The sequence below is a fragment of the Streptomyces melanosporofaciens genome (assembly GCF_900105695.1).
In the GTDB taxonomy this organism is placed as follows: domain Bacteria; phylum Actinomycetota; class Actinomycetes; order Streptomycetales; family Streptomycetaceae; genus Streptomyces; species Streptomyces antimycoticus.
In genome coordinates, this window is sequence record NZ_FNST01000002.1 from 9,491,363 (window position 1) to 9,514,135 (window position 22,773).

The 22,773-nt window shown below is 69.8% G+C and carries 4 protein-coding genes and 1 pseudogene; all 5 read left to right on the forward strand.

Annotation, left to right across the window (positions count from 1 at the left end; translation table 11 throughout):
- Nucleotides 1-63 precede the first annotated feature (63 nt).
- The 5 genes and pseudogenes from BLV72_RS43095 to BLV72_RS43115 all read left to right on the forward strand — a co-directional run bounded on the left by BLV72_RS43095 (nt 64) and on the right by BLV72_RS43115 (nt 22,748).
- Nucleotides 64-5,658, forward strand: a complete 5,595-nt coding sequence (locus tag BLV72_RS43095; protein ID WP_425288565.1) for a type I polyketide synthase — start codon at nt 64-66, stop codon at nt 5,656-5,658.
- A 57-nt stretch (nt 5,659-5,715) separates the two neighbouring features.
- Nucleotides 5,716-12,243 (forward strand): annotated as a pseudogene (locus BLV72_RS43100) (type I polyketide synthase); the annotation flags it as partial.
- 173 nt (nt 12,244-12,416) lie between these two features.
- Nucleotides 12,417-20,648, forward strand: a complete 8,232-nt coding sequence (locus BLV72_RS43105) for a type I polyketide synthase (protein WP_483153947.1) — start codon at nt 12,417-12,419, stop codon at nt 20,646-20,648.
- A gap of 51 nt (nt 20,649-20,699) precedes the next feature.
- Nucleotides 20,700-21,455 carry an arylamine N-acetyltransferase family protein gene (locus BLV72_RS43110; RefSeq protein ID WP_093469299.1) on the forward strand — a complete coding sequence of 252 codons (756 nt, stop codon included), beginning with the start codon at nt 20,700-20,702 and terminating at the stop codon, nt 21,453-21,455.
- A 66-nt stretch (nt 21,456-21,521) separates the two neighbouring features.
- On the forward strand, nt 21,522-22,748 hold the full coding sequence (locus BLV72_RS43115) for an LLM class flavin-dependent oxidoreductase (protein ID WP_093469301.1): 1,227 nt from the start codon (nt 21,522-21,524) through the stop codon (nt 22,746-22,748).
- The last annotated feature ends 25 nt before the right edge of the window (nt 22,749-22,773 follow it).

Genomic DNA, 22,773 nt, shown 5'->3' on the forward strand with positions numbered 1-22,773 from the left:
CGACCGCACACCGCACCCCGCCGACCCTCCAGCACACGCCACCGTTTCCTTCAGGAGTGACCACTGATGGCAGATGACGGGAAGCTGCGCGAATACCTCAAGCGCGTGCTGGCGGACGCCCGCCGTTCCCAGAAGCGGGTCCGCGAGCTGGAGGCCGAGAAGTCGGAGCCGATCGCGATCGTCGCGATGGCCTGCCGGCTTCCGGGCGGCGTGTCCTCCCCGGAGCAGCTGTGGGACCTGGTGCTGCACGGGCGGGACGGAATCACCGGCTTCCCGGAGAACCGCGGCTGGGATCTGGCGCACCTGTTCCATCCGGACCCCGACCACCGGGGCACCAGCTACGTACGCGAGGGCGGATTTCTGCACGACGCCGGGGAGTTCGACGCGGGCTTCTTCGGGATCTCCCCGCGCGAGGCGGTCACGATGGATCCACAGCAGCGCATCATGCTCGAGCTCTCCTGGGAGGCGTTCGAACGGGCCGGAATCGACGCGACCGCGTGGCGCGGCAAGGACGTCGGTGTCTTCTCCGGGTTCGCGGGCAGTGACTACGGCGCCGGGCTGCCGGAGCTGCCCGAGGCACTGGAGAGCTATCTGATGACCTCCGACGCCGGAAGTGTGCTGTCCGGCCGGATCTCCTACACCTTCGGGTTCGAGGGCCCCGCCGTCACGGTCGACACCGCGTGCTCCGCGTCGCTGGTGGCCCTCCACCTGGCGGCGCGGGCCCTACGGGCCGGAGACTGCTCGATGGCGCTGGCCGGTGGCGTCACCGTCCTGGGCACCCCACGGGCGTTCATCGGCTTCTCACGCCAGCGCGGACTCGCCGCCGACGCGCGCTGCAAGGCATTCGCCGCGGCGGCGGACGGCACCGGCTTCTCCGAGGGCGCCGGAGTGCTGCTGCTGGAGCGGTTGTCGGACGCGGAGCGGAACGGTCACCAGGTGCTGGCGGTGGTGCGGGGCAGTGCGGTGAACCAGGATGGTGCGTCGAACGGTCTGACGGCGCCGAACGGCCCTTCGCAGCAGCGCGTCATCCGGCAGGCGCTGGCCCATGCGCGCCTCACCGCCTCCGAGGTGGACGCGGTGGAGGCCCATGGGACGGGCACGGCGCTGGGCGACCCGATCGAGGCACAGGCGCTGCTCGCCACGTACGGCCAGGGGCGACCGGAGGACCGCCCGCTGTGGCTCGGCTCGCTCAAGTCCAACATCGGCCACACCCAGGGAGCGGCGGGCGTGGCCGGTGTCATCAAGATGGTGATGGCCCTGCGGCATGGGGTGTTGCCGAGGACGTTGCATGTGGATGAGCCGTCGCCGCAGGTGGACTGGTCGGCGGGGGCGGTGGAGCTGCTGACCGAGCGGCGGGTGTGGCCGAAGGTGGGGCGTCCGCGCCGGGCCGGGGTGTCGGGGTTCGGGGTGAGCGGGACAAACGCCCACGTGATTCTGGAGCAGGCTCCGGAAGTGGCGGTCGCGGCGGGGTCGGTGGTGGAGAAGCCTGCGGTGGAGACGCTGGAGGTGGGGACGCCGGAGGTGGCGCCTGTGGTGCGGGCGCCGGGTGGAGCGGCGCCGTTGGTGGTGTCCGGGCGGGGTGACGCGGCCCTGCGGGCCCAGGCGCGGCGGCTGCTGGACTTCGTCGATGCCCACCCTGAGGTGGGGGTGGCGGAGCTGGGTGTCGCGTTGGGTTGTGGGCGGGCGGGGTTGTCGGATCGTGCGGTGGTGGTGGCGGGGGATCGGGAGGAGGCGTTGTCGGGGTTGGGTGCGGTGGTGCGGGGTGAGTCGGTGGTGGGTGTGGTGTCGGGTTCGGTGGTGCGTGGTCGGTTGGGGGTGTTGTTCGCCGGTCAGGGGTGTCAGCGGGTGGGGATGGGGCGTGGGTTGTATGAGGTCTTTCCCGTGTTCCGGGAGGCCTTTGATGTGGTGTGTGAGGCGTTGGACCGTGAGCTGGGTGCGGGTGGTGTGTCGGGGTCGGTGCGGGATGTGGTGTTCGGGGATGGGGTGTTGTTGGAGCGGACGGTGTTTGCTCAGGCGGGGTTGTTTGCGGTGGAGGTGGGGTTGTTCCGGTTGGTGGAGTCGTGGGGTGTGGTGGTGGATGTGGTGGGTGGGCATTCGGTGGGTGAGGTGGCGGCGGCGTATGTGGCGGGTGTGTTGTCGTTGGCGGATGCGGCGGTGTTGGTGGCGGCGCGGGGTCGGTTGATGGAGGCGCTGCCGGAGGGCGGTGCGATGGTGGCGGTGGGCGCGGGTGAGGACCAGGTGCGGCCGCTGCTAGTGCCGGGAGTGGATATCGCTGCGGTGAACGGTCCTGCGGCTGTGGTGCTCTCGGGCGATGAGGAGCCGGTGTTGCGGGTGACGGAAGAGCTTTCGGTGCGGGGGTGTCGGACCAGGCGTCTGGCGGTTTCGCATGCGTTTCATTCCGCGCGGATGGAGCCGATGCTGGCGGAGTTCCGGCAAGTGGTGGAGGGCTTGTCGTTCGCCGCGCCGGTGATCCCCTTGGTGTCGAACGTGACGGGTGCGTTGGCGGACGCGGAGGTGGTGTGTTCGCCGGAGTATTGGGTGGAGCACGTGCGCTCTGCCGTGCGGTTTGCGGACGGTGTGCGGGCGCTGGCCGAGTACGGGGTGAGTACGTATCTGGAACTGGGGCCCGATGGCACGCTGTCCGCGATGGGCCGCGAGTGCTTGGACGACGGGCACGCCGCCTTCGTACCGGCCCTCCGTCGGGAGGGCGACGAGACCCATGCCCTGGTCACGGCTCTGGCCACCTGCCATACCCGTGGTGTGCACGTGGACTGGGCGAACGTGCTGGGCGGAACGCCTACCGGTTGGGTCGACCTGCCGACGTATGCGTTCCAGCGGGAGCATTACTGGTTGGTGGGGGAGCGGCGGGATGTGGGCGATATGACGTCCGCAGGCTTGGTGGGTGTTGGGCATCCGTTGTTGGGCGCGGTGATGGAGGTGCCGGGTTCGGGTGAGGTGTTGTTCACGTCGCGGTTGTCGTTGGGGTCGCATCCGTGGCTGGCTGATCATGTGGCTGCGGGTGCGGTGTTGTTGCCGGGGGCGGCGTTTGTGGAGTTGGTGGTGCGGGCCGGTGATGAGATCGGATGCGGTGGGGTGGAGGAGTTGGTGATGGAGGCTCCGCTGGTGTTGGCGGAGGGCGGGGCGGTGCAGGTGCGGGTGTGTGTGGGGGAGGCCGATGAGGGTGGTCGGCGTGGGGTGCGGGTGTATTCGCGTGCGGAGGACGCCGGTGTAGGTGCTGCGTGGGTGCGGCATGCCAGCGGGACGTTGCGCTCTGTGGAGGGGGTCTCCGCGCCTGACGTGGGGTTGTCGGTGTGGCCTCCAGTGGGTGCGGTGGCGGTGGATCCGGTGGAGGTGGAGGGCCTGTACGAGGGTTTGGAGCGGGCGGGCTATCGGTATGGGCCGGTGTTCCAGGGGGTGCGGGCGGCGTGGCGGTCGGATGGTGTGGTGTATGCGGAGGTGGCTCTGCCGGAGGAGCATCGGGTCCAGGCGGCGGGGTTCGGACTGCATCCGGCACTCCTCGACGCGGCCATGCACGCGGCCGCCTTCCAGCACCGTGCGGAGCGCGCCGACCAGCGGACAGCCCTTCCCTTCGTCTGGCGTGATGTGGCGCTGTACGCCACGGGTGCCACGGCCTTGCGGGTACGGGTGGTCCCCACTGGAGAGGACACGCTGACCCTGGATCTCGCCGATGAGTCCGGTACCCCGGTGGCTTCGGTGGGCTCCATGGTGTCCCGTCCGGTCGAGCCCGGGCAGTTCAAGGCCGCCTCGACACACGACCGTCTGCTCCGCCCGGCGTGGGAGGAGACGACGTTGACGCCGGACGACAGCCCACTGAACACGGTGCGGGTGGCCACGGCCGAGGACGTACGCGCACTGGCCGAGCGAGGCGGCCGGTTCGACGCCGTGACGGTCGAAGTGACCGACGCCGGGAGCGTGCGTGAGCTGACCGGCCGCGTACTGGAGGTCGTCCAGGCGTGGTCGACCGAACCCGCGCTGGACGGCACACGGATGGTCGTGCTGACCACGGGCGCGGTCGCCGTCGAACCGGGTGAGCGGGTCGAGCCCGCCATCGCCGCCGTATGGGGGCTGATGGGCACCGCGCAGTCGGAGAACACCGGGCGCATCCTGATGGTGGACGTCGACAACGAGCCGTCCTCGTACGCGACCCTGAGCACCCTCGTCCCCGCCCTGTTCGCCGCCGATGAGACCCAGGCAGCGCTCCGCTCGGGAGCGTGTTTACTGCGGCGGCTCACCCGTGTCGTGGAGGCGCCCGAGGCTGGGCCGGGCGGTGTGGGCTCGGGTGGGACGGCGTTGGTGACGGGTGGTACGGGCGCGCTGGGTGGGGTGGTGGCGCGGCATCTGGTGGCGGTGCATGGGGTGCGGAGTCTGGTGTTGGCGAGCCGGAACGGGCCTGGGGCCGATGGTGCCGCCGAGCTGGAGGCGGAGCTGGTGAAGGCGGGTGCGCGGGTACGCATCGTGGCGTGTGATGTGGCGGATCGGGGCGCGGTGGCCGGGCTGCTGGATATGGTTCCGGGGGATGCTCCGTTGTCGGCGGTGGTGCATACGGCCGGTGTTCTGGACGACGGTGTGCTGACGGCATTGACCCCGGAGCGTATGGACGCGGTGTTGCGGCCGAAGGTGGACGGGGCGCTCCATCTGCATGAGCTGACCCGGGACCTGGACCTGTCCGCCTTCGTCCTGTTCTCCTCAGCCGCCGGCACCTTCGGCAGTTCGGGGCAGGGTAACTACGCCGCCGCCAACGCCTATCTCGACGCGCTGGCACAGCACCGGGCCGCCCAAGGGCTTCCCGCGATCTCCCTCGGCTGGGGTATGTGGGCCCAGGACGAGGGCATGACCGCCCAGCTCGGCGACACCGACCACCGTCGGCTGGCACGCGACGGACTCGCCGCGTTATCCCAGGCCGAGGGCATGGAACTGTTCGACGCCGCGCTGCGTACGGGCGAACCCATGGTCCTCCCCATCAAGCTGGACCTCGGTGCGCTACGGGCCCAGGCCGCCACCGGGGCGGTGCCGCCGCTGCTGCGGGGGCTGGTCCCCCAGCCACGGCGGATCCGGCAGAAGGCGCAGTCGGCGCATGCGCATGACGCCGACGCGCTCACCGTACGACTGGCCGGGGCGGGTTCCACGGACCGGCAGGCGATCCTTCTCGACCTGGTCCGGCAGGAGGCGGCGTATGTGCTCGGCTACGCCTCGGTCGGTCGTATCGGCCCCGATGTCGCCTTCACCGACGTCGGCTTCGACTCGCTCACGGTGATAGAGCTACGGGACCGGCTCCTCGCCCGCACCGGGCTGCGACTCCCCGCCACGTTCGCCTTCGACTTCCCCACCCCCCTGACCTTGGCGGACCACCTGACCACCCGTCTGGGTGCCGACACCACCCAGGACCCGGTGCTGGCCGAAGTGGCGAGGCTCGAAGAACTGGTGGCCGCCCGGCCACCGGACGGCGCCAAGGACACCGGCGCCGCCGCCCGGCTCCGGGCCCTGGCGGCCAAGCTCAGCACCGATGCCCCCGGGCCGGCCGGAGGCACCGACATCGAGGCGACGCTGGAAGCGGCGTCGGTGGACGACGTACTGGCCTTCATCGACGACGAGTTCGGCATCGTGGACCCGTCGGATTCCGACCGCGCCTACGAGTGAAGGGGAAGGTGACCTCCGGTGGACAACGACGAGAAGTTGGTCCGGTACCTCAAGCGGGTGACCGCCGACCTGCACCAGGCGCGGCAGCGGCTCACCGAGCTCGAGGCCGGCCTGTCGGAGCCGATCGCGATTGTGGGGATGGCGTGCCGGTTGCCGGGTGGTGTGACCACGCCGGAGGAGCTGTGGGACCTGGTGGTGTCCGGCGGTGACGCGGTCGGCGGGTTTCCGGAGGACCGTGGCTGGGATCTGGAGAACCTCTTCGACCCGGATCCGGATCACCCGGGCACCAGCTATGTCCGTGAGGGTGGCTTTCTTCGCGACGCGGGGGAGTTCGACGCGGGCTTCTTCGGGATTTCACCGCGTGAAGCCCTGGCGATGGATCCGCAGCAGCGGTTGCTGCTGGAGACGTCGTGGGAGGCGTTGGAGCGCGCCGGAATCGACCCGACAGGCCTGCGCGGCAAGGACGTCGGCGTCTACTTCGGCACCCTCAACCAGGACTACGCCACGGACGTGGACACGGTCCCCGAGGGCGTCGAGGGCTACCTGATGACGGGCAGCTCGGCGAGCGTGCTCACCGGCCGGGTCGCCTATGAGCTGGGGTTCGAGGGCCCGGCGATGACCATCGACACGGCATGCTCCTCCTCGCTGGTGGGCCTGCATCTGGCCGCGCAGGCGCTGCGGTCGGGGGAGTGCTCGATGGCGCTGGCCGGAGGAGTCACCGTCATGTCCACCCCCAGCGCCTTCGTCGGCTTCTCGCGGCAGCGCGGCATGGCCGAAGACGGCCGCTGCAAGTCGTTCGCGGCGTCGGCGGACGGTACGGGGTGGGCCGAGGGTGTGGGTGTGTTGGTGCTGGAGCGGTTGTCGGATGCGGAGCGGCGTGGGCATCGGGTGTTGGCGGTGGTGCGGGGGTCGGCGGTGAATCAGGACGGTGCGTCGAATGGGTTGACGGCGCCGAATGGTCCGTCGCAGCAGCGTGTCATACGGCAGGCGCTGGCCGGCGCGGGGCTGGTGGCGGCGGATGTGGATGCGGTCGAGGGGCACGGTACGGGCACCACGCTGGGTGATCCGATCGAGGTCCAGGCATTGATGGCGACCTATGGTCAGGGTCGGCCTGAGGGGCGTCCGTTGTGGTTGGGGTCGTTGAAGTCGAATATTGGTCATGCGCAGGCGGCTGCGGGTGTGGCTGGTGTGATCAAGATGGTGTTGGCGTTGCGGTATGGGGTGTTGCCGCGGACGTTGCATGTGGATGAGCCGTCGCCGCAGGTGGATTGGTCGGCGGGTGCGGTGGAGTTGTTGGCCGAGGAGCGGGTGTGGCCGGAGGTGGGGCGTCCGCGTCGGGTCGGGGTGTCGGGGTTTGGTGTGAGTGGGACGAATGCGCATGTGATTTTGGAGCAGGCTCCGGACCGGTCGGGGGATGGTGTTCCGATGCCGGAGGTGCCGGGTGGTGTGGTGCCGTTGGTGGTGTCGGGGCGTGGCGATGCGGGATTGCGGGCGCAGGCGCGGCGGTTGCTGGATGTCGTCGAGCGACGGCCGGATGTGGACCTGGACCATCTGGCACGGTCATTGGCGGCGTCGCGGGCGGCGTTGTCGGAGCGCGCGGTGGTGTTGGCGAGCAACCGGAGTGAGGCCGTGGCCGGGTTGGAGGCCGTGGCGGGAGATGAGGTGGCCGGTGGCGATGTCGTGGGAAGGGCGGATGTTCGGGGTCGGGTGGTGTTTGTTTTTCCTGGTCAGGGTGCGCAGTGGGTGGGTATGGGGGCTGGGTTGTTGGAGTCGTGTGGGGTGTTTGCGGAGGCTTTGGGGGAGTGTGCGGGGGTGTTGGATCCGTTGACGGGGTGGTCGTTGGTGGATGTGGTGCGGGGTGTGGGGGGTGGGGTGTCGTTGGATCGGGTGGATGTGGTGCAGCCGGTGTCGTTTGCGGTGATGGTGGCGTTGGCGCGGGTGTGGCGGTGGTTTGGGGTGGAGCCTGCGGCGGTGGTGGGTCATTCGCAGGGTGAGATTGCGGCGGCGTGTGTGGCGGGTGGGTTGTCGTTGGAGGATGCGGCGCGGGTGGTGGTGTTGCGGAGTCGGGCGATCGCGGTGGGGTTGTCGGGTCGGGGTGGGATGGTGTCGCTGGCTGTGGGGGTGGCGGAGGTGGAGCCATTGGTGTCCCGTTGGTCGGGTCGGGTGGAGGTGGCGGCGGTGAATGGGCCGTCGTCGGTGGTGGTGGCGGGTGAGGTGGAGGCGCTCCGTGAGCTGGTGGAGGAGTGCGGGGGTGCGGGGGTGCGGGCGCGGTGGGTGGATGTGGATTATGCCTCGCATACGGCGCAGGTGGAGGCGGTGGAGGAGGAGTTGGCCCGGTCGTTGGCGCAGGTGCGGCCGGTGTCGTCGCGTATCCCGTTTTTCTCTACGGTGGAGGCGGGGTGGGTGGATACGGTGGAGTTGGATGCCGGGTACTGGTATCGGAATCTGCGGAGCACGGTGCGGTTCGCGCCGTCGATCAACCAGTTGATCGAGGAAGGCTTTGCGGCGTTTGTCGAGGTGAGCGCGCATCCGGTGCTGACGATGAGCATCGAGGCGGCGGCCGAGCGAGCGGATGCCGGGCCGGTCGTGGTGACCGGCACCCTCCGCCGGGATGAAGGTGGCATGCGCCGCGTGCTCACGTCCCTGGCCGAGGCGTACGTACGGGGTGTCCCTGTCGACTGGACCGCGCTGCTCGGCGACGTCCCGGCGCATGCCGCGTTGGATCTCCCCACCTACGCCTTCCAGCACCAGCACTACTGGCTGGGACGGCGAGGCGAAACGGTGGACGCGGCCGCGCTGGGACTTGCCCGGGCCGACCACCCGCTGTTGGGCGCCGTCACCGAGCTGCCGGAGTCGGGGGGCCTGCTGTTCACCTCTCGGCTGTCGCTGCGTACGCATCCGTGGCTGGCCGACCACGCGGCGGCGGGCACGGTGTTGCTGCCCGGGGCGGCGTTCGTGGAGCTGGCGGTGCGCGCCGCTGACGAGGTCGGCTGTGGTGTCGTGGAAGAGCTGGTCGTCGAAGCGCCGCTCACCCTGCCCGAGCGCGACGCTGTGCAGGTGCGGGTGAGCGTCGGCGCACCGGACGATTCCGGCCGTCGCCCGATGGCGGTGCACACACGCGGCCAGGACGAAGCCTCAAACGCGCCCTGGACGCGCCACATCAGCGGCACGCTCGCCGAGGAAACCCTGGATGAGCTCGACGCTGACCTGACGCAGTGGCCACCCGCCGGGGCGGCGGCGGTCCCGGAGGAGCGGGTGCGTGGCATCTATGAGGAGCTGGAGGCCGGCGGTTACGGATATGGCCCGGCCTTCCGTGGTCTGCGCGCCGCGTGGACGCGGGGCGACGAGATCTATGCCGAGGTCACCCTGCCCGAGGAGCTGTCGGCCGACGCCACCGCGTTCGGGCTGCATCCCGCGCTGCTCGACGCGGCCCTGCACGCCACCGCGTTCCGCGACCGTCCCGAGGCCCAGGCAGGGCCCACACTGCCGTTCGCCTATCGCGGAGTCGCCCTGCACGCCTCCGGCGCTTCGGCGCTGCGCGTACGTATCACGCCCAATGGCAAGGATGGGGTGGGTCTTCGACTGGCCGATCCGAGCGGGGCGGCGGTCGCGGTGGTCGAGTCGTTGGTGTCACGGCCCATGCCGACGGTGCTGCTGGACGCCGCCACACGGACGTCGACCGACCAGATGTTCCTCGTGGAATGGGAGGAGCTGCGGGTCGCCGCCGCCGACGCGCCACTGGACACCGTATCCGTGCAGATCTCGCAGGACGTACGGCAGGTGGCCTCCCGAGCCGACGCACGGCCTGCACCTCCTGCGTCCGACGCGGCTGAGTCGTCCGAATCGGGCGAGGTGCCGCCGGTTCTGCTGTACGAGATCGGTACCGGCGATGCCGTACGTGACGACACCGGCGCGGCCCGCGCGCGTGAGCTGACCGGCCAGGTGCTGGACGTGTTGCAGACGTGGCTGACCGAGCCCTCGCTGGAGGACTCTCGCCTGGTGGTACTGACGCGGGGTGCCGTAGGGATGCGGGATGCCGATCCGGTCGATCCGGCGGTCGCCGCGGCCTGGGGGCTGGTCGGCACCGCGCAGTCGGAGAACCCCGGCCGGATTCTGCTCCTCGACCTGGACGACACACCGGCCTCCACGAAGGCCCTGCCCACGCTGTTGCCCGCCCTGCTCGCCGGAGACGAACCGCAGCTCGCGCTGCGCGGAGGCGTCTGTCATCTGCGCCGCCTGACCCGGGCGACGGCCGACGAGGCACTCGTGGCGCCGGAGGGAGAGCCCGCCTGGCAGCTGGGCACCCGCGGTCCGGGAACGCTGGAGGGCCTGGCACTGCTGCCGTCGCCAGCGGCGCTGGCGCCACTTCCCCCGGGCCATGTCCGGATCGAGACACGTGCCGCGGGACTCAACTTCCGCGATGTGCTGATGGCGCTGGGCATGTACCCCGGTGAGATCAGCATCGGCAACGAGGGCGCCGGTCTGGTCACGGAGGTCGGCCCCGGTGTCACCCGGTTCGCACCGGGTGACCGGGTCATGGGGCTCTTCGAGGGTGCGGGTGGCCCCATCGCCGTGGCCGACTGCCTCACCCTCGTACACATCCCCGAGGGGTGGTCCTTCGAGCAGGCGGCCGCGGTCCCCTGCGTGTTCCTCACCGCCTACTTCGGGCTGCGGGACCTGGCCCGGCTGGAGCCCGGGGAGTCGGTCCTGATCCATGCCGCCGCCGGTGGCGTCGGCATGGCCGCGGTGCAGCTGGCCCGGCACTGGGGCGCTGAGGTCTACGGCACGGCCGGGCCGGCCAAATGGGACGCGGCGCGCGCCGCCGGTGTCCCGGACGGACGGCTGGCCAACTCCCGGACGCTGGAGTTCGAGCAGCGGTTTCTCGAGATGACCGAGGGCCGTGGCTTCGATGTGGTGCTGGACGCCCTCGCCGGCGACTTCGTGGACGCCTCACTCCGACTGCTGCCCAGGGGCGGCCGGTTCATCGAGATGGGCAAGAGCGATATCCGGGACGCCGAAGAGGTGGGCATCCAGCACCCCGGCGTGGCCTATCGGGCGTTCGACCTGGCCGAGGCGGGTGGCGAGCGCATCCAGCAGATGCTGACCGAGCTGGTCGACCTCTTCGCGAAGGGGGTGCTGACCCCGCCGCCGGTGACCGCATGGGACATCCGGCGCGCTCCGGCCGCCTTCCGCTTCATGAGCCAGGCGCAGCACATCGGCAAGAACGTGTTCACCCTGCCGCGCCGACTGGACCCGGACGGCACCGTGCTCATCACGGGTGGCACCGGATCGCTGGGCAAGGTGGCCGCCCGGCGCCTCGTGGCCGAGCACGGCGTACGGAACCTGCTGCTGACCAGCCGGAGTGGACCCCAGGCCACCGGCGCGGCCGAGCTGCAGCGGGAACTGACCTCACTCGGCGCACGGGTACGGATCGCCGCCTGCGATGTGGCAGACCGCGACGCCCTGGCCGAGCTGCTGTCCTCGCTGCCCGGTGACGCGCCGCTGACCGCCGTGGTGCACAGCGCGGGCGCGCTGGACGACGGTGTGGTCACCGCATTGACCAGGGAGCGACTGGACACCGTCTTCGCCCCGAAGGTGGATGCCGCACTCCATCTGCACGAGCTGACCCGACACCTGGATCTGGCGGCCTTCGTCCTGTTCTCCTCGGCCGCGGGCACGCTGGGCAGCTCGGGGCAGGGCAGTTATGTGGCGGCCAACGCCTTCCTGGACGCGCTGGCACATCGACGCCGTGCCCAGGGCCTCCCGGGAATCTCCCTGGCCTGGGGGCTGTGGGCACAGGGCGCGGGGGTCGGGCTGACCGGCCACCTCACCGACGCCGACCAGCAGCGCATGGTACGCGGGGGAGTGGCCGGGCTGTCGGAGAGCGAAGGCGGGGAACTGTTCGACACCGCACTGCACATGCCCCAGCCGGTGGTGCTCCCCATGAAACTGGACCCCGGCGCACTGCGGGCCCAGGCCGCCACCGGACCGGTGCCACCGCTGCTCCGTGGCCTCGTCCGGCAGAGTCGGCGCACCGCACGGACCGCCGCCGACATGGACGCCTTCACCCAGCGCCTGACCAGGGCCACGGCCGAGGAGCAGGAGCAGATCCTGCTCGGCCTGGTCTGCCGGGAAGCCGCTCGGGTCCTGGGCCACTCCTCCGCTCACGCCATCGGGCCGGACCTGGCGTTCAACGAAATCGGCTTCGACTCCCTCACCGCGGTGGAACTGCGCAACCGCCTGGCCAACCACACCGGGATACGCCTCCCGGCCACGCTGGTCTTCGACTATCCGACGCCCACCGCCCTGATGCGCCACCTGCGGATAAAGCTCTGCCCGGACGCTCCACCCGCGCAAAGCCACAACGGAAGCGAGGAGGAGGACCTGCGCCGCGCGCTGGCCAGGACACCGCTGAGCCGCTTCCAGGAGCTGGGCATCCTGGACACCCTCATGACGCTGGTCCGGGAATCGGAAGCGGAGCAACCGGTAGACGGGCAGTCGGCGGACGGGCAGTCGGTCGCCACGATCGCCGATATGGATGTCGCCAGTCTGGTGCAACGCGCCATGAGCAAGGCCGGGAAGTAATGTCGGTTCGAAATGCGGAGGCCGGGATGACCACTCCCGAAGCGCAGGTCGTCGAAGCGCTGCGTGTCACGCTCATGGAGAACGAGCGGCTCGAACGGGAGAACGCCGACATACGCCGTGGCTTGTCGGAGCCGATCGCGATTGTGGGGATGGCGTGCCGGTTGCCGGGTGGTGTGACCACGCCGGAGGAGCTGTGGGACCTGGTGGCGTCCGGCGGTGACGCGATCGGTGGTTTTCCGGAGGACCGTGGCTGGGATCTGGAGAACCTCTTCGACCCGGATCCGGATCACCCGGGCACCAGCTATGTCCGCGAGGGTGGCTTTCTGGACGACGCGGGGGAGTTCGACGCGGGGTTCTTCGGGATATCGCCGCGTGAGGCGCTGGCGATGGACCCGCAGCAGCGCATCATGCTCGAGACCTCCTGGGAGGCGTTCGAGCGCGCCGGGATCGACCCGACGGCGCTGCGTGGCAAGGACATCGGCGTCTTCTCCGGCGTGACGTACCACAGCTACGGCACCGGAGCCCGGGTCCCCGAGGAGCTCGAGGCGGTCATGGGTACGGGCACCTCGGCGAGTGTCCTGTCGGGGCGGGTGTCCTATGCGCTCGGCTTCGAGGGGCCGTCGGTCGCGGTGGACACGGCGTGCTCCTCGTCGCTGGTGGCCTTACATCTGGCCGTACAGGCGCTGCGGTTGGGCGAGTGCTCGATGGCGCTGGCCGGAGGGGTGACCGTCATGGCCAACCCCGGTATTTTCGTCGGCTTCTCGCGTCAGCGCGGGATGTCCAAGGACGGCCGTTGCAGGGCGTTCGCAGCCGCGGCGGACGGCACCGGCTTCTCCGAGGGCGCGGGCGTGGTGCTGGTGGAGCGGTTGTCTGATGCTGAGCGTCTTGGGCATCGGGTGTTGGCGGTGGTGCGGGGTTCGGCGGTGAATCAGGATGGTGCGTCGAATGGGTTGACGGCGCCGAATGGTCCGTCGCAGCAGCGTGTCATCCGGCAGGCGTTGAACAGTGCCGGACTGGTGGCGGCGGATGTGGATGTGGTGGAGGCCCATGGGACGGGCACGGCCCTGGGTGACCCCATCGAGGCGCAAGCGCTCTTGGACACCTATGGCCAGGGTCGGTCTGAGGGGCGTCCGTTGTGGTTGGGGTCGTTGAAGTCGAATATTGGTCATGCGCAGGCGGCTGCGGGTGTGGCTGGTGTGATCAAGATGGTGTTGGCGTTGCGGCATGGCATCGCGCCTCGGACGTTGCATGTGGATGAGCCGACGCCGCAGGTGGATTGGTCGGCGGGTGCGGTGGAGCTGTTGACCGAGGAGCGGGTGTGGCCGGAGGTGGGGCGTCCGCGTCGGGCCGGGGTGTCGGGGTTCGGGGTGAGTGGGACGAATGCGCATGTGATTTTGGAGCAGGCTCCGGAGGCGGCCATTGAGGTGGCGCCGGTGGTGGAGGTCCCGGGTGGTGTGGTGCCGTTGGTGGTGTCGGGGCGTGGCGGTGCGGGGTTGCGGGGGCAGGCGCGGCGCTTGCTGGAGTACGTGCAGGCTCATCCGGACTTGAGTGTCGGGGAGTTGGGTGCGGGGTTGGCTGTTGGTAGGGCTGCGTTGTCGGACCGTGCGGTGGTGGTGGCGGGGGACCGGGTTGAGGCGTTGGCGGGGCTGGCGGCGGTGGCGGAGGGCGGTGGGGCGGGAAGGGCGGATGTTCGGGGTCGGGTGGTGTTTGTTTTTCCTGGTCAGGGGGCGCAGTGGGTGGGTATGGGGGCTGGGTTGTTGGAGTCGTGTGGGGTGTTTGCGGAGGCTTTGGGGGAGTGTGCGGGGGTGTTGGATCCGTTGACGGGGTGGTCGTTGGTGGATGTGGTGCGGGGTGTTGAGGGTGTGGTGTCGTTGGATCGGGTGGATGTGGTGCAGCCGGTGTCGTTTGCGGTGATGGTGGCGTTGGCGCGGGTGTGGCGGTGGTTTGGGGTGGAGCCGTCCGCAGTGGTGGGTCATTCGCAGGGTGAGATTGCTGCGGCGTGTGTGGCGGGTGGGTTGTCGTTGGAGGATGCGGCGCGGGTGGTGGTGTTGCGGAGTCGGGCGATCGCGGTGGGGTTGTCGGGTCGGGGTGGGATGGTGTCGCTGGCTGTGGGGGTGGCGGAGGTGGAGCCATTGGTGTCCCGTTGGTCGGGTCGGGTGGAGGTGGCGGCGGTGAATGGGCCGTCGTCGGTGGTGGTGGCCGGTGAGGTGGAGGCGCTCCGTGAGCTGGTTGAGGAGTGCGGGGGTGCGGGGGTGCGGGCGCGGTGGGTGGATGTGGATTACGCCTCGCATACGTCGCAGGTGGAGGCGGTGGAGGAGGAGTTGGCCCGGTCGTTGGCGCAGGTGCGGCCGGTGTCGTCGCGTATCCCGTTTTTCTCTACGGTGGAGGCGGGGTGGGTGGATACGGCGGAGTTGGATGCCGGGTACTGGTATCGGAATCTGCGGAGCACGGTGCGGTTCGCGCCGTCGATCGACCGGTTGATGGAGGAAGGCCTTGCGGCGTTTGTCGAGGTCAGTGCGCATCCGGTGCTGACGATGAGCATCGAGGCGGCGGCCGAGCGAGTGGATGCCGGGCCGGTCGTGGTGACCGGGACACTCCGGCGGGATGAGGGTGGCATGCGTCGCGTGCTCACCTCACTGGGCGAGGCGTATGTACGCGGTGTTCCCGTCGACTGGACCGCGCTGCTCGGCGACATTCCGGCGCATGCCGCGTTGGATCTCCCCACCTACGCCTTCCAGCACCAGCACTACTGGCTCAAGAGTGCCGCTCCCGCCGATGCGGGATCCATCGACGATCAGCTCCCGGGCATGGCCGAACTGTCCGCCGATGCTGGCACGTTGACTGCTCGCCTTCTCGGGGAGCCCGCGCCGGAACAGGAACGCGTCCTGCTGGAGACCGTCCGCCAGGAGACCGCAAGCGTCTTGGGGCACCCCTCAGTGGATGCCATTGAACCGGACATGGTGTTCAACCAGATCGGGTTCGACTCGGCCACCGCCGTGCAGCTGCGCAACCGCCTGAACGCACTCACCGACCGGACTCTGCCGACCACCCTGCTCTTCGACTACCCCACGCCCCTGATTCTCGCCGCCTTCCTCCGTGACGAGCTCATCGGGGACACGGCGACCCCGGAGGAGGTACCGGGTTCGTCATCAGCGCTCGCGGCCGTGTCGACTGAGCCGGTGGCGATTGTGGGCATGGCCTGTCGGCTGCCGGGTGGAGTCTCCACTCCGGAAGAGCTGTGGGACCTGGTGCTTCATGGGCGGGACGGGGTCAGCGGCTTCCCGGTGAACCGTGGCTGGGATCTGGAGAATCTGTTCCACCCGGACCCGGACCACCCCGGCACCAGCTATGCGCACCAGGGCGGGTTTCTGCACGATGCCGGGGAATTCGATGCGGGTTTCTTCGGGATCTCGCCGCGTGAGGCGCTGGCCGCGGACCCCCAACAGCGTCTGATGCTGGAGACCTCGTGGGAAGCGCTGGAACGGGCCGGGATCGACCCGACCACCCTGCGGGGCAAGGACGTGGGTGTCTTCTCCGGTGTGACGTACCACAACTACGGGTCGGGCGTGGAGCCAGTTCCCGCCGAGCTCGAAGGCATGCTGGGGCTCGGCGCCTCGGCGAGCGTGCTGTCAGGGCGGGTGTCCTATGCACTGGGCTTCGAGGGGCCGTCGGTCGCGGTGGACACGGCATGCTCCTCATCCCTGGTGGCGTTGCATCTGGCGGCGCAGGCGCTGCGAGCGGGCGAGTGTTCGATCGCGCTGGCCGGCGGTGTCACGGTGATGCCCACTCCCGGCATCTTCATCGCCTTCTCGCGGCAGCGCGGGATGTCGGTCGACGGCCGGTGCAAGTCCTTCGCCGCTTCGGCGGATGGTACGGGGTGGGCCGAGGGTGTGGGTGTGCTGGCGCTGGAGCGGCTGTCGGACGCGGAGCGGAACGGTCACCAGGTGCTGGCGGTGGTGCGGGGCAGTGCGGTGAACCAGGATGGTGCGTCGAACGGTCTGACGGCGCCGAACGGTCCGTCGCAGCAGCGCGTCATCCGTCAGGCGCTGGTCAGCGCGGGTGTGGCCGCGGCAGAGGTGGATGTGGTCGAGGCGCATGGCACCGGCACGGCGCTGGGTGATCCGATCGAGGCGCAGGCGGTGTTGGCCACGTACGGTCAGGATCGTGAGCGGCCGCTGCTCATGGGGTCGTTGAAGTCGAATATCGGTCATGCACAGGCGGCTGCGGGTGTGGCTGGTGTGATCAAGATGGTGTTGGCGTTGCGGCATGGCATCGCGCCTCGGACGTTGAATGTGGATGAGCCGACGCGGCAGGTGGACTGGTCGGCGGGTGCGGTGGAGCTGTTGACCGAGGAGCGGGTGTGGCCGGAGGTGGGGCGTCCGCGTCGGGCCGGGGTGTCGGCGTTCGGGGTCAGCGGCACCAACGCCCACGTCATCCTGGAACAGGCGGCTCCGACGGCGACCGAGCCGACCGATCCGGTGATGTCCTGGCCGAAGGGTGTCCCGGTGCCACTGGTGGTGTCCGGCCGAGGTACCGCAGGGCTTGCCGCCCAGGCGCGGCGGCTACGGTCCTTTGTCGCGGCGGAGCCGCAGCTCGACTTGAGTCAACTCGGCTTCGCGTTGGGTTGTGGGCGGGCGGGGTTGTCGGATCGTGCGGTGGTGGTGGCGGGGGATCGGGAGGAGGCGTTGTCGGGGCTGGCGGCGGTGGTGCGGGGTGAGTCGGTGGTGGGTGTGGTGTCGGGTTCGGTGGTGCGTGGTCGGTTGGGGGTGTTGTTCGCCGGTCAGGGGTGTCAGCGGGTGGGGATGGGGCGTGGGTTGTATGAGGCGTTCCCTGTCTTCCGGGAGGCCTTTGATGTGGTGTGTGAGGCGTTGGATCGTGAGCTGGGTGCGGGTGGTGTGTCGGGGTCGGTGCGGGATGTGGTGTTCGGGGATGGGGTGTTGTTGGAGCGGACGGTGTTTGCTCAGGCGGGCTTGTTTGCGGTGGAGGTGGGGTTGTTCCGGTTGGTGGAGTCGTGGGGTGTGGTGGTGGATGTGGTGGGTGGGCATTCGGTGGGTGAGGTGGCGGCGGCGTATGTGGCGGGTGTGTTGTCGTTGGCGGATGCGGTGGTGTTGGTGGCGGCGCGGGGTCGGTTGATGGAGGCGTTGCCGGAGGGCGGTGCGATGGTGGCGGTGGCCGCGGGTGAGGACCAGGTGCGGCCGCTGCTGGTGCCGGGAGTGGATATCGCTGCGGTGAACGGTCCTGCGGCTGTGGTGCTCTCCGGTGATGAGGAGCCGGTGCTACGGGTGGCGCAGGAGCTCTCCGAGCGGGGGTGTCGGACCAGGCGGCTGGCCGTCTCGCATGCGTTTCATTCCGCGCGGATGGAGCCCATGCTGGAGGAGTTCCGGGAGGCGATCGCCGATGTGTCGTTCGCCGCGCCGGTGATTCCTCTGGTGTCGAACGTGACGGGGGCGTTGGCGGACGCGGAGGTGGTGTGTTCGCCGGAGTACTGGGTGGAGCATGTGCGTGCGGCGGTGCGGTTTGCGGACGGTGTGCGGGCGCTGGCCGACTACGGAGTGAGCACCTACCTCGAATTGGCGCCGGATGCGGTGTTGTCCGCGGTGGTCGGTGACTGTCTGCCGGAGGAGTCGGCCGAAGAGTCCGTGGTCGTGCCGTCGCTGCGGCGGGAGGGCGACGAGGTCCGTGCGCTGTTGTCCGCCGTCGCCCGACTGCATGTGGCAGGCGTACGCATCGACTTCGGCGCCCTGTTCGGTGCCACGGTTCTGCCCTCCCACATTTCGGATCTGCCGACGTATGCCTTCCAGCGGGAGCATTACTGGTTGGTCGGGGACGGCCGTGGCGTCGGTGATGTGGCCTCTGCCGGATTGACGGGCGTCGGCCATCCACTACTGGGCGCGGTGATGGAGGTGCCGGGTTCGGGTGAGGTGTTGTTCACGTCGCGGTTGTCGTTGGGGTCGCATCCGTGGCTGGCTGATCATGTGGCTGCGGGTGCGGTGTTGTTGCCGGGGGCGGCGTTTGTGGAGTTGGTGGTGCGGGCCGGTGATGAGATCGGATGCGGTGGGGTGGAGGAGTTGGTGATGGAGGCTCCGCTGGTCTTGGCGGAGGGCGGGGCGGTGCAGGTGCGGGTGAGTGTGGCGGAGGCCGATGAGGGTGGTCGGCGTGGCGTGCGGGTGTATTCGCGGGCGGAGGACGCCGGTGTAGGCACTGCGTGGGTGCGGCACGCCAGCGGGACGTTGCACTCTGCGGAGGGGGTCTCCGCAACCGACGTGGGGTTGTCGGTGTGGCCTCCTGCGGGTGCGGCGGCGGTGGATCCGGCGGAGGTGGAGGGCCTGTACGACGATCTGGAACGGGTCGGCTATCGGTATGGGCCGGTGTTCCAGGGGGTGCGGGCGGCGTGGCGGTCGGATGGTGTGGTGTATGCGGAGGTGGCTCTGCCGGAGGAGCATCGGGTTCAGGCGGCGGGGTTCGGGCTGCATCCGGCACTCCTCGACGCGGCCATGCACACCATCGCCTTCCACGACCGTGACGAAGCCGACGCCGCGCTTGTGCTGCCGTTCGCCTATCGGGAGGTGGCGCTGCATGCCTCCGGGGCCTCAGCGCTGCGGGTACGCGTGACACCGTCCGGCCCGAACACCATGACCCTCGATCTGGCCGATGAGTCCGGTGCCCCGGTGGCGTCGGTGGGCTCGGTGGTGTCCCGTCCGGTCAGCCCCGAGCAGTTCGGCAGGGCGGCGACAGCGGACCGGATGTTCCGCGTCGCCTGGGAGGAACTGCCGGTTCGGCCGGACGGCACGACCGTGGAACCCATACCGGTGGTCGATGCCGAGGACGTGCACCTTCTGACCACCACGCCGGAGGCTTCGCCACCAGACGTACTGGTGCTGGACCTCGGCGGTGGCGTCGGCGGTGGCACCGGCGACGGTACGGCCGAGGTGCGGGAGCTGACCGGGCGGGCGCTGCGGGTCATACAGGCGTGGCTGGCCGAGCCCTGGTTGGCGTCCAGTCGGCTGGTCGTGGTGACGCGCGGTGGCGTCGCCGTCCGGGAGGCCGATCCGGTCGATCCGGCGGTGGCCGCGGTATGGGGCCTGATGGGGTCCGCACAAGCGGAGAACCCAGGGCGGATCCTCCTCCTCGACATCGATCAAGAGACGATCCCCATCGCGCTCCTGCCCGCGATGCTTGCCGGTGACCAGCACCAACTGGCCTTACGCGACGCCACCTGCTTGACCCGGCACCTCATCCGTGTCGTGGACGTGCCCGAGCCCGGGCCGGGTGACGTTGGCTCTGGTGGGACGGTGTTGGTGACCGGTGGTACGGGGGCGTTGGGTGGGGTGGTGGCGCGGTATCTGGTGGCGGTGCATGGGGTGCGGAGTCTGGTGTTGGCGAGCCGGAACGGGCCTGGGGCCGCTGGTGCCGCCGAGCTGGAGGCGGAGCTGGTGAAGGCGGGTGCGCGGGTACGCATCGTGGCGTGCGATGTGGCGGACCGGCGCGCGGTGGCCGGGCTGCTGGACGTCGTCCCGGCAGACGCTCCGTTGTCCGCCGTGGTGCATACGGCCGGTGTTCTGGACGACGGTGTGCTGACCGCGTTGACCCCGGAGCGTATGGACACGGTCCTCCGGCCGAAGGCGGACGGGGCACTCAATCTCCATGAGCTGACCCGGGACCTGGACCTGTCCGCCTTCGTCCTGTTCTCCTCCGCCGCCGGCACCCTGGGCAACGCCGGGCAGGGCAACTACGCCGCCGCCAACGCCTACCTCGACGCGCTCGCCCATCAGCGCCGGGCGCAGGGACTCCCCGCCGTCTCCCTGGGCTGGGGCATGTGGCAGCAGGCCGCGGGAACGGGCATGACCGGCCGCCTCGGCGATGCCGACCAGCGCCGGATGACACGCGGCGGTGTGGCCCCCCTGTCCCCGGCCGAGGGCATGGAACTCTTCGGCGCCGCGCTGCGTACGGCCGAACCCACGGTCCTCCCCATCAAGCTGGACCTCGGCGCGCTCCGAACCCAGGCCGCCGACGGGGCGGTGCCGCCGCTGCTGCGCAAATTGGTGCCACCGATCAGGCGAGCTGCTCGGGCCACCACGGACGAGGAACTGGTGACCGGCAGGCTGGCCGGGGCCGCCCCCGAGGAGCAGGAGCGAATTCTCCTCGACATGGTCCAGCGGGAGGCCGCCCGGGTCCTGGGCCACTCGGCGGCCGCCACGCTCGACCCCGATGTGCTGTTCACCGAGATCGGCCTGGACTCCCTGATGGCGGTGGAACTCCGCGATCGCCTGGCCAAGCGCACCGCGCTGCGGCTGCCTCCCAGCTTTGTCTTCGACCACCCGACTCTCCGGATGCTGGCCCGGCAACTGCGGGATGAGCTGGAGAAAGCCGATGCGGACGCTTCTCCCGGAGGCGCCCGGGAGTGAGTCCGACACACCCGCCCGGTTCAGCCGGACCCGCAGCGAAAGGGATCGCACATGTTCAGCACGGACACGTACCTGGCGCATCTGGGGTTTTCCCAGCCGCCCGCCCCCACCCTGCCGAACCTGCGGCAGTTGCACCGCAGCCATCTGATGGCGGTCCCCTACGACACCAACCACACGCACCGCCTCAGCGCGGAGAACATGGCCGACATCGATATCGACAAGGCATTCGAGGCCATCGTGCCGACCGGCGCCGGGGGCATGTGCCTGGAGCTGAACACCCTGTTCGCCCGGCTGCTCCGCGAGTTGGGCTATGACCTGGACGTCATCAGCGGTGGCACGTATCTGCCCGGTGACATCTTCGCCCCCGACCCCGAGCACATGCTGATGCTCGTCCGCATCGACGGGCAGGAGTGGCTGGCCGACGTGGGGCATGCCGGTCTCTGCTTCATCGAGCCGCTGCGCCTGTCCGAGGAGGCGCAGTGGCAGTACGGCTGCGCGTTCCGGCTGATCCGGCGGGACGGCTATCTCGTACTGCAGGCCAAGACCCTTGACCACGACTGGCGCACCACCTACCGGTTCACCACCGAGCCCAGGTCCTATGACGCCTGGGCCGGGGTCGGGGAGGGCAACGGCCCGGCCATCCTGGCGGCGATGCGCAGGCGCCGGCGCGTCATCGACAAGGGGCAGGTCTTCCTCACCAACAACATGTTCACGATCGTGGAGGACGGCCATGAGAAGGTCACCCTCCTCGTCGATCCGGAACAGCGCGCCCAGGTGCTCGACACGTACTGGGACGGTCGCGACTGACCGAGCCGGTGCCGCCATCCCCGTCCCGGCCCGCGGCCGACGACCAGCAGATGAGAGTGATGCGCCATGAAATTCGGTTTGCTGTACGGGGCGCAGCTGCCCCGACCCTGGACCCAGGACTCCGAACACCGCCTGCTCAACGACATGTTGGACGAAATCGAGCTGGCCGACCGGCTCGGCTTCGACCATGTGTGGTGTCCTGAGCACCACTTCCTGGAGGAGTACTCGCACATGTCCGCGCCCGAGGTGTTCCTCGGCGCGGTCAGTCAGCGCACCAGCCGCATCCGCATCGGCCACGCGGTCGCTCTGATGCCGCCGAGGTTCAATCCGACGGCCCGGGTCGCCGAGCGGATCGCCACGCTGGACCTGCTCTCCGACGGGCGGGTGGATTTCGGCACGGGCGAGTCCACCACCCCCACCGAGCTGGGCGGGTTCGGTGTGGAGCGCTCCGACAAACGGGACCAGTGGGCGGAGGCGGTGGACGCCGTCGCCCGGATGTTCGTCGAGGAGCCCTTCGCCGGATGCGAGGGCAAGTACGTGTCCGCTCCGGTCCGCAATGTGCTGCCCAAGCCCCGGCAGAAGCCACATCCGCCGATGTGGATGGCCTGCGGAAACCGGGACGCGATCCGCATCGCGGCCGCCAAGGGGCTCGGCGCGCTGAACTTCTCCTTCTTCGGACCGGCCGAGACCAAGACATGGGTCGACGCCTACTACTCGGGCATCGAGTCGGCGAACTGCATACCCGCGGGGTTCGCGGTCAACGCGCAGATCGCCGCGACCATTCCGATGTTCTGCCACCAGGACGAGGCCACGGCGGTGGAACGCGCCGTCGACGGCGTCCAGTTCTTCAACTTCGGCCTCGGCTTCTACGCGGGCTTCGGTACCGCCGCACCGGGCCGCACCCGGCTGTGGGAGGAGTTCCAGCGCGACCGCGACCAGCGTGGCATGGGCCGCTCCTCCTTCGGCAAGCCCGGTATGCCGCTGGGCAATCCGGCCCGGGGCGCGGTGGGCACTCCGCGCCAGATACGCGACTTCCTGCGGCTGCACGAGGAGGCCGGACTGGACCAGGCGATCTTCCTCGTCCAGGGCGGCGGCACCCGGCACGAGCACATCTGCGAGTCGCTGGAGCTCTTCGCCAACGAGGTGATGCCCGAGTTCAAGGAGCGCCATGAGACCGCCGAACGGCTGAAGGCGGCCCGGCTCCGGCCCGCCATCGATGCCGCCCTGGCCCGGCGCGAGCCGCCACGGACGGCCGACCCCGACTACATCATCCCCGCCCGTAGCCAGAGTTGACACCGACAGTAGGAGAACGCGATAC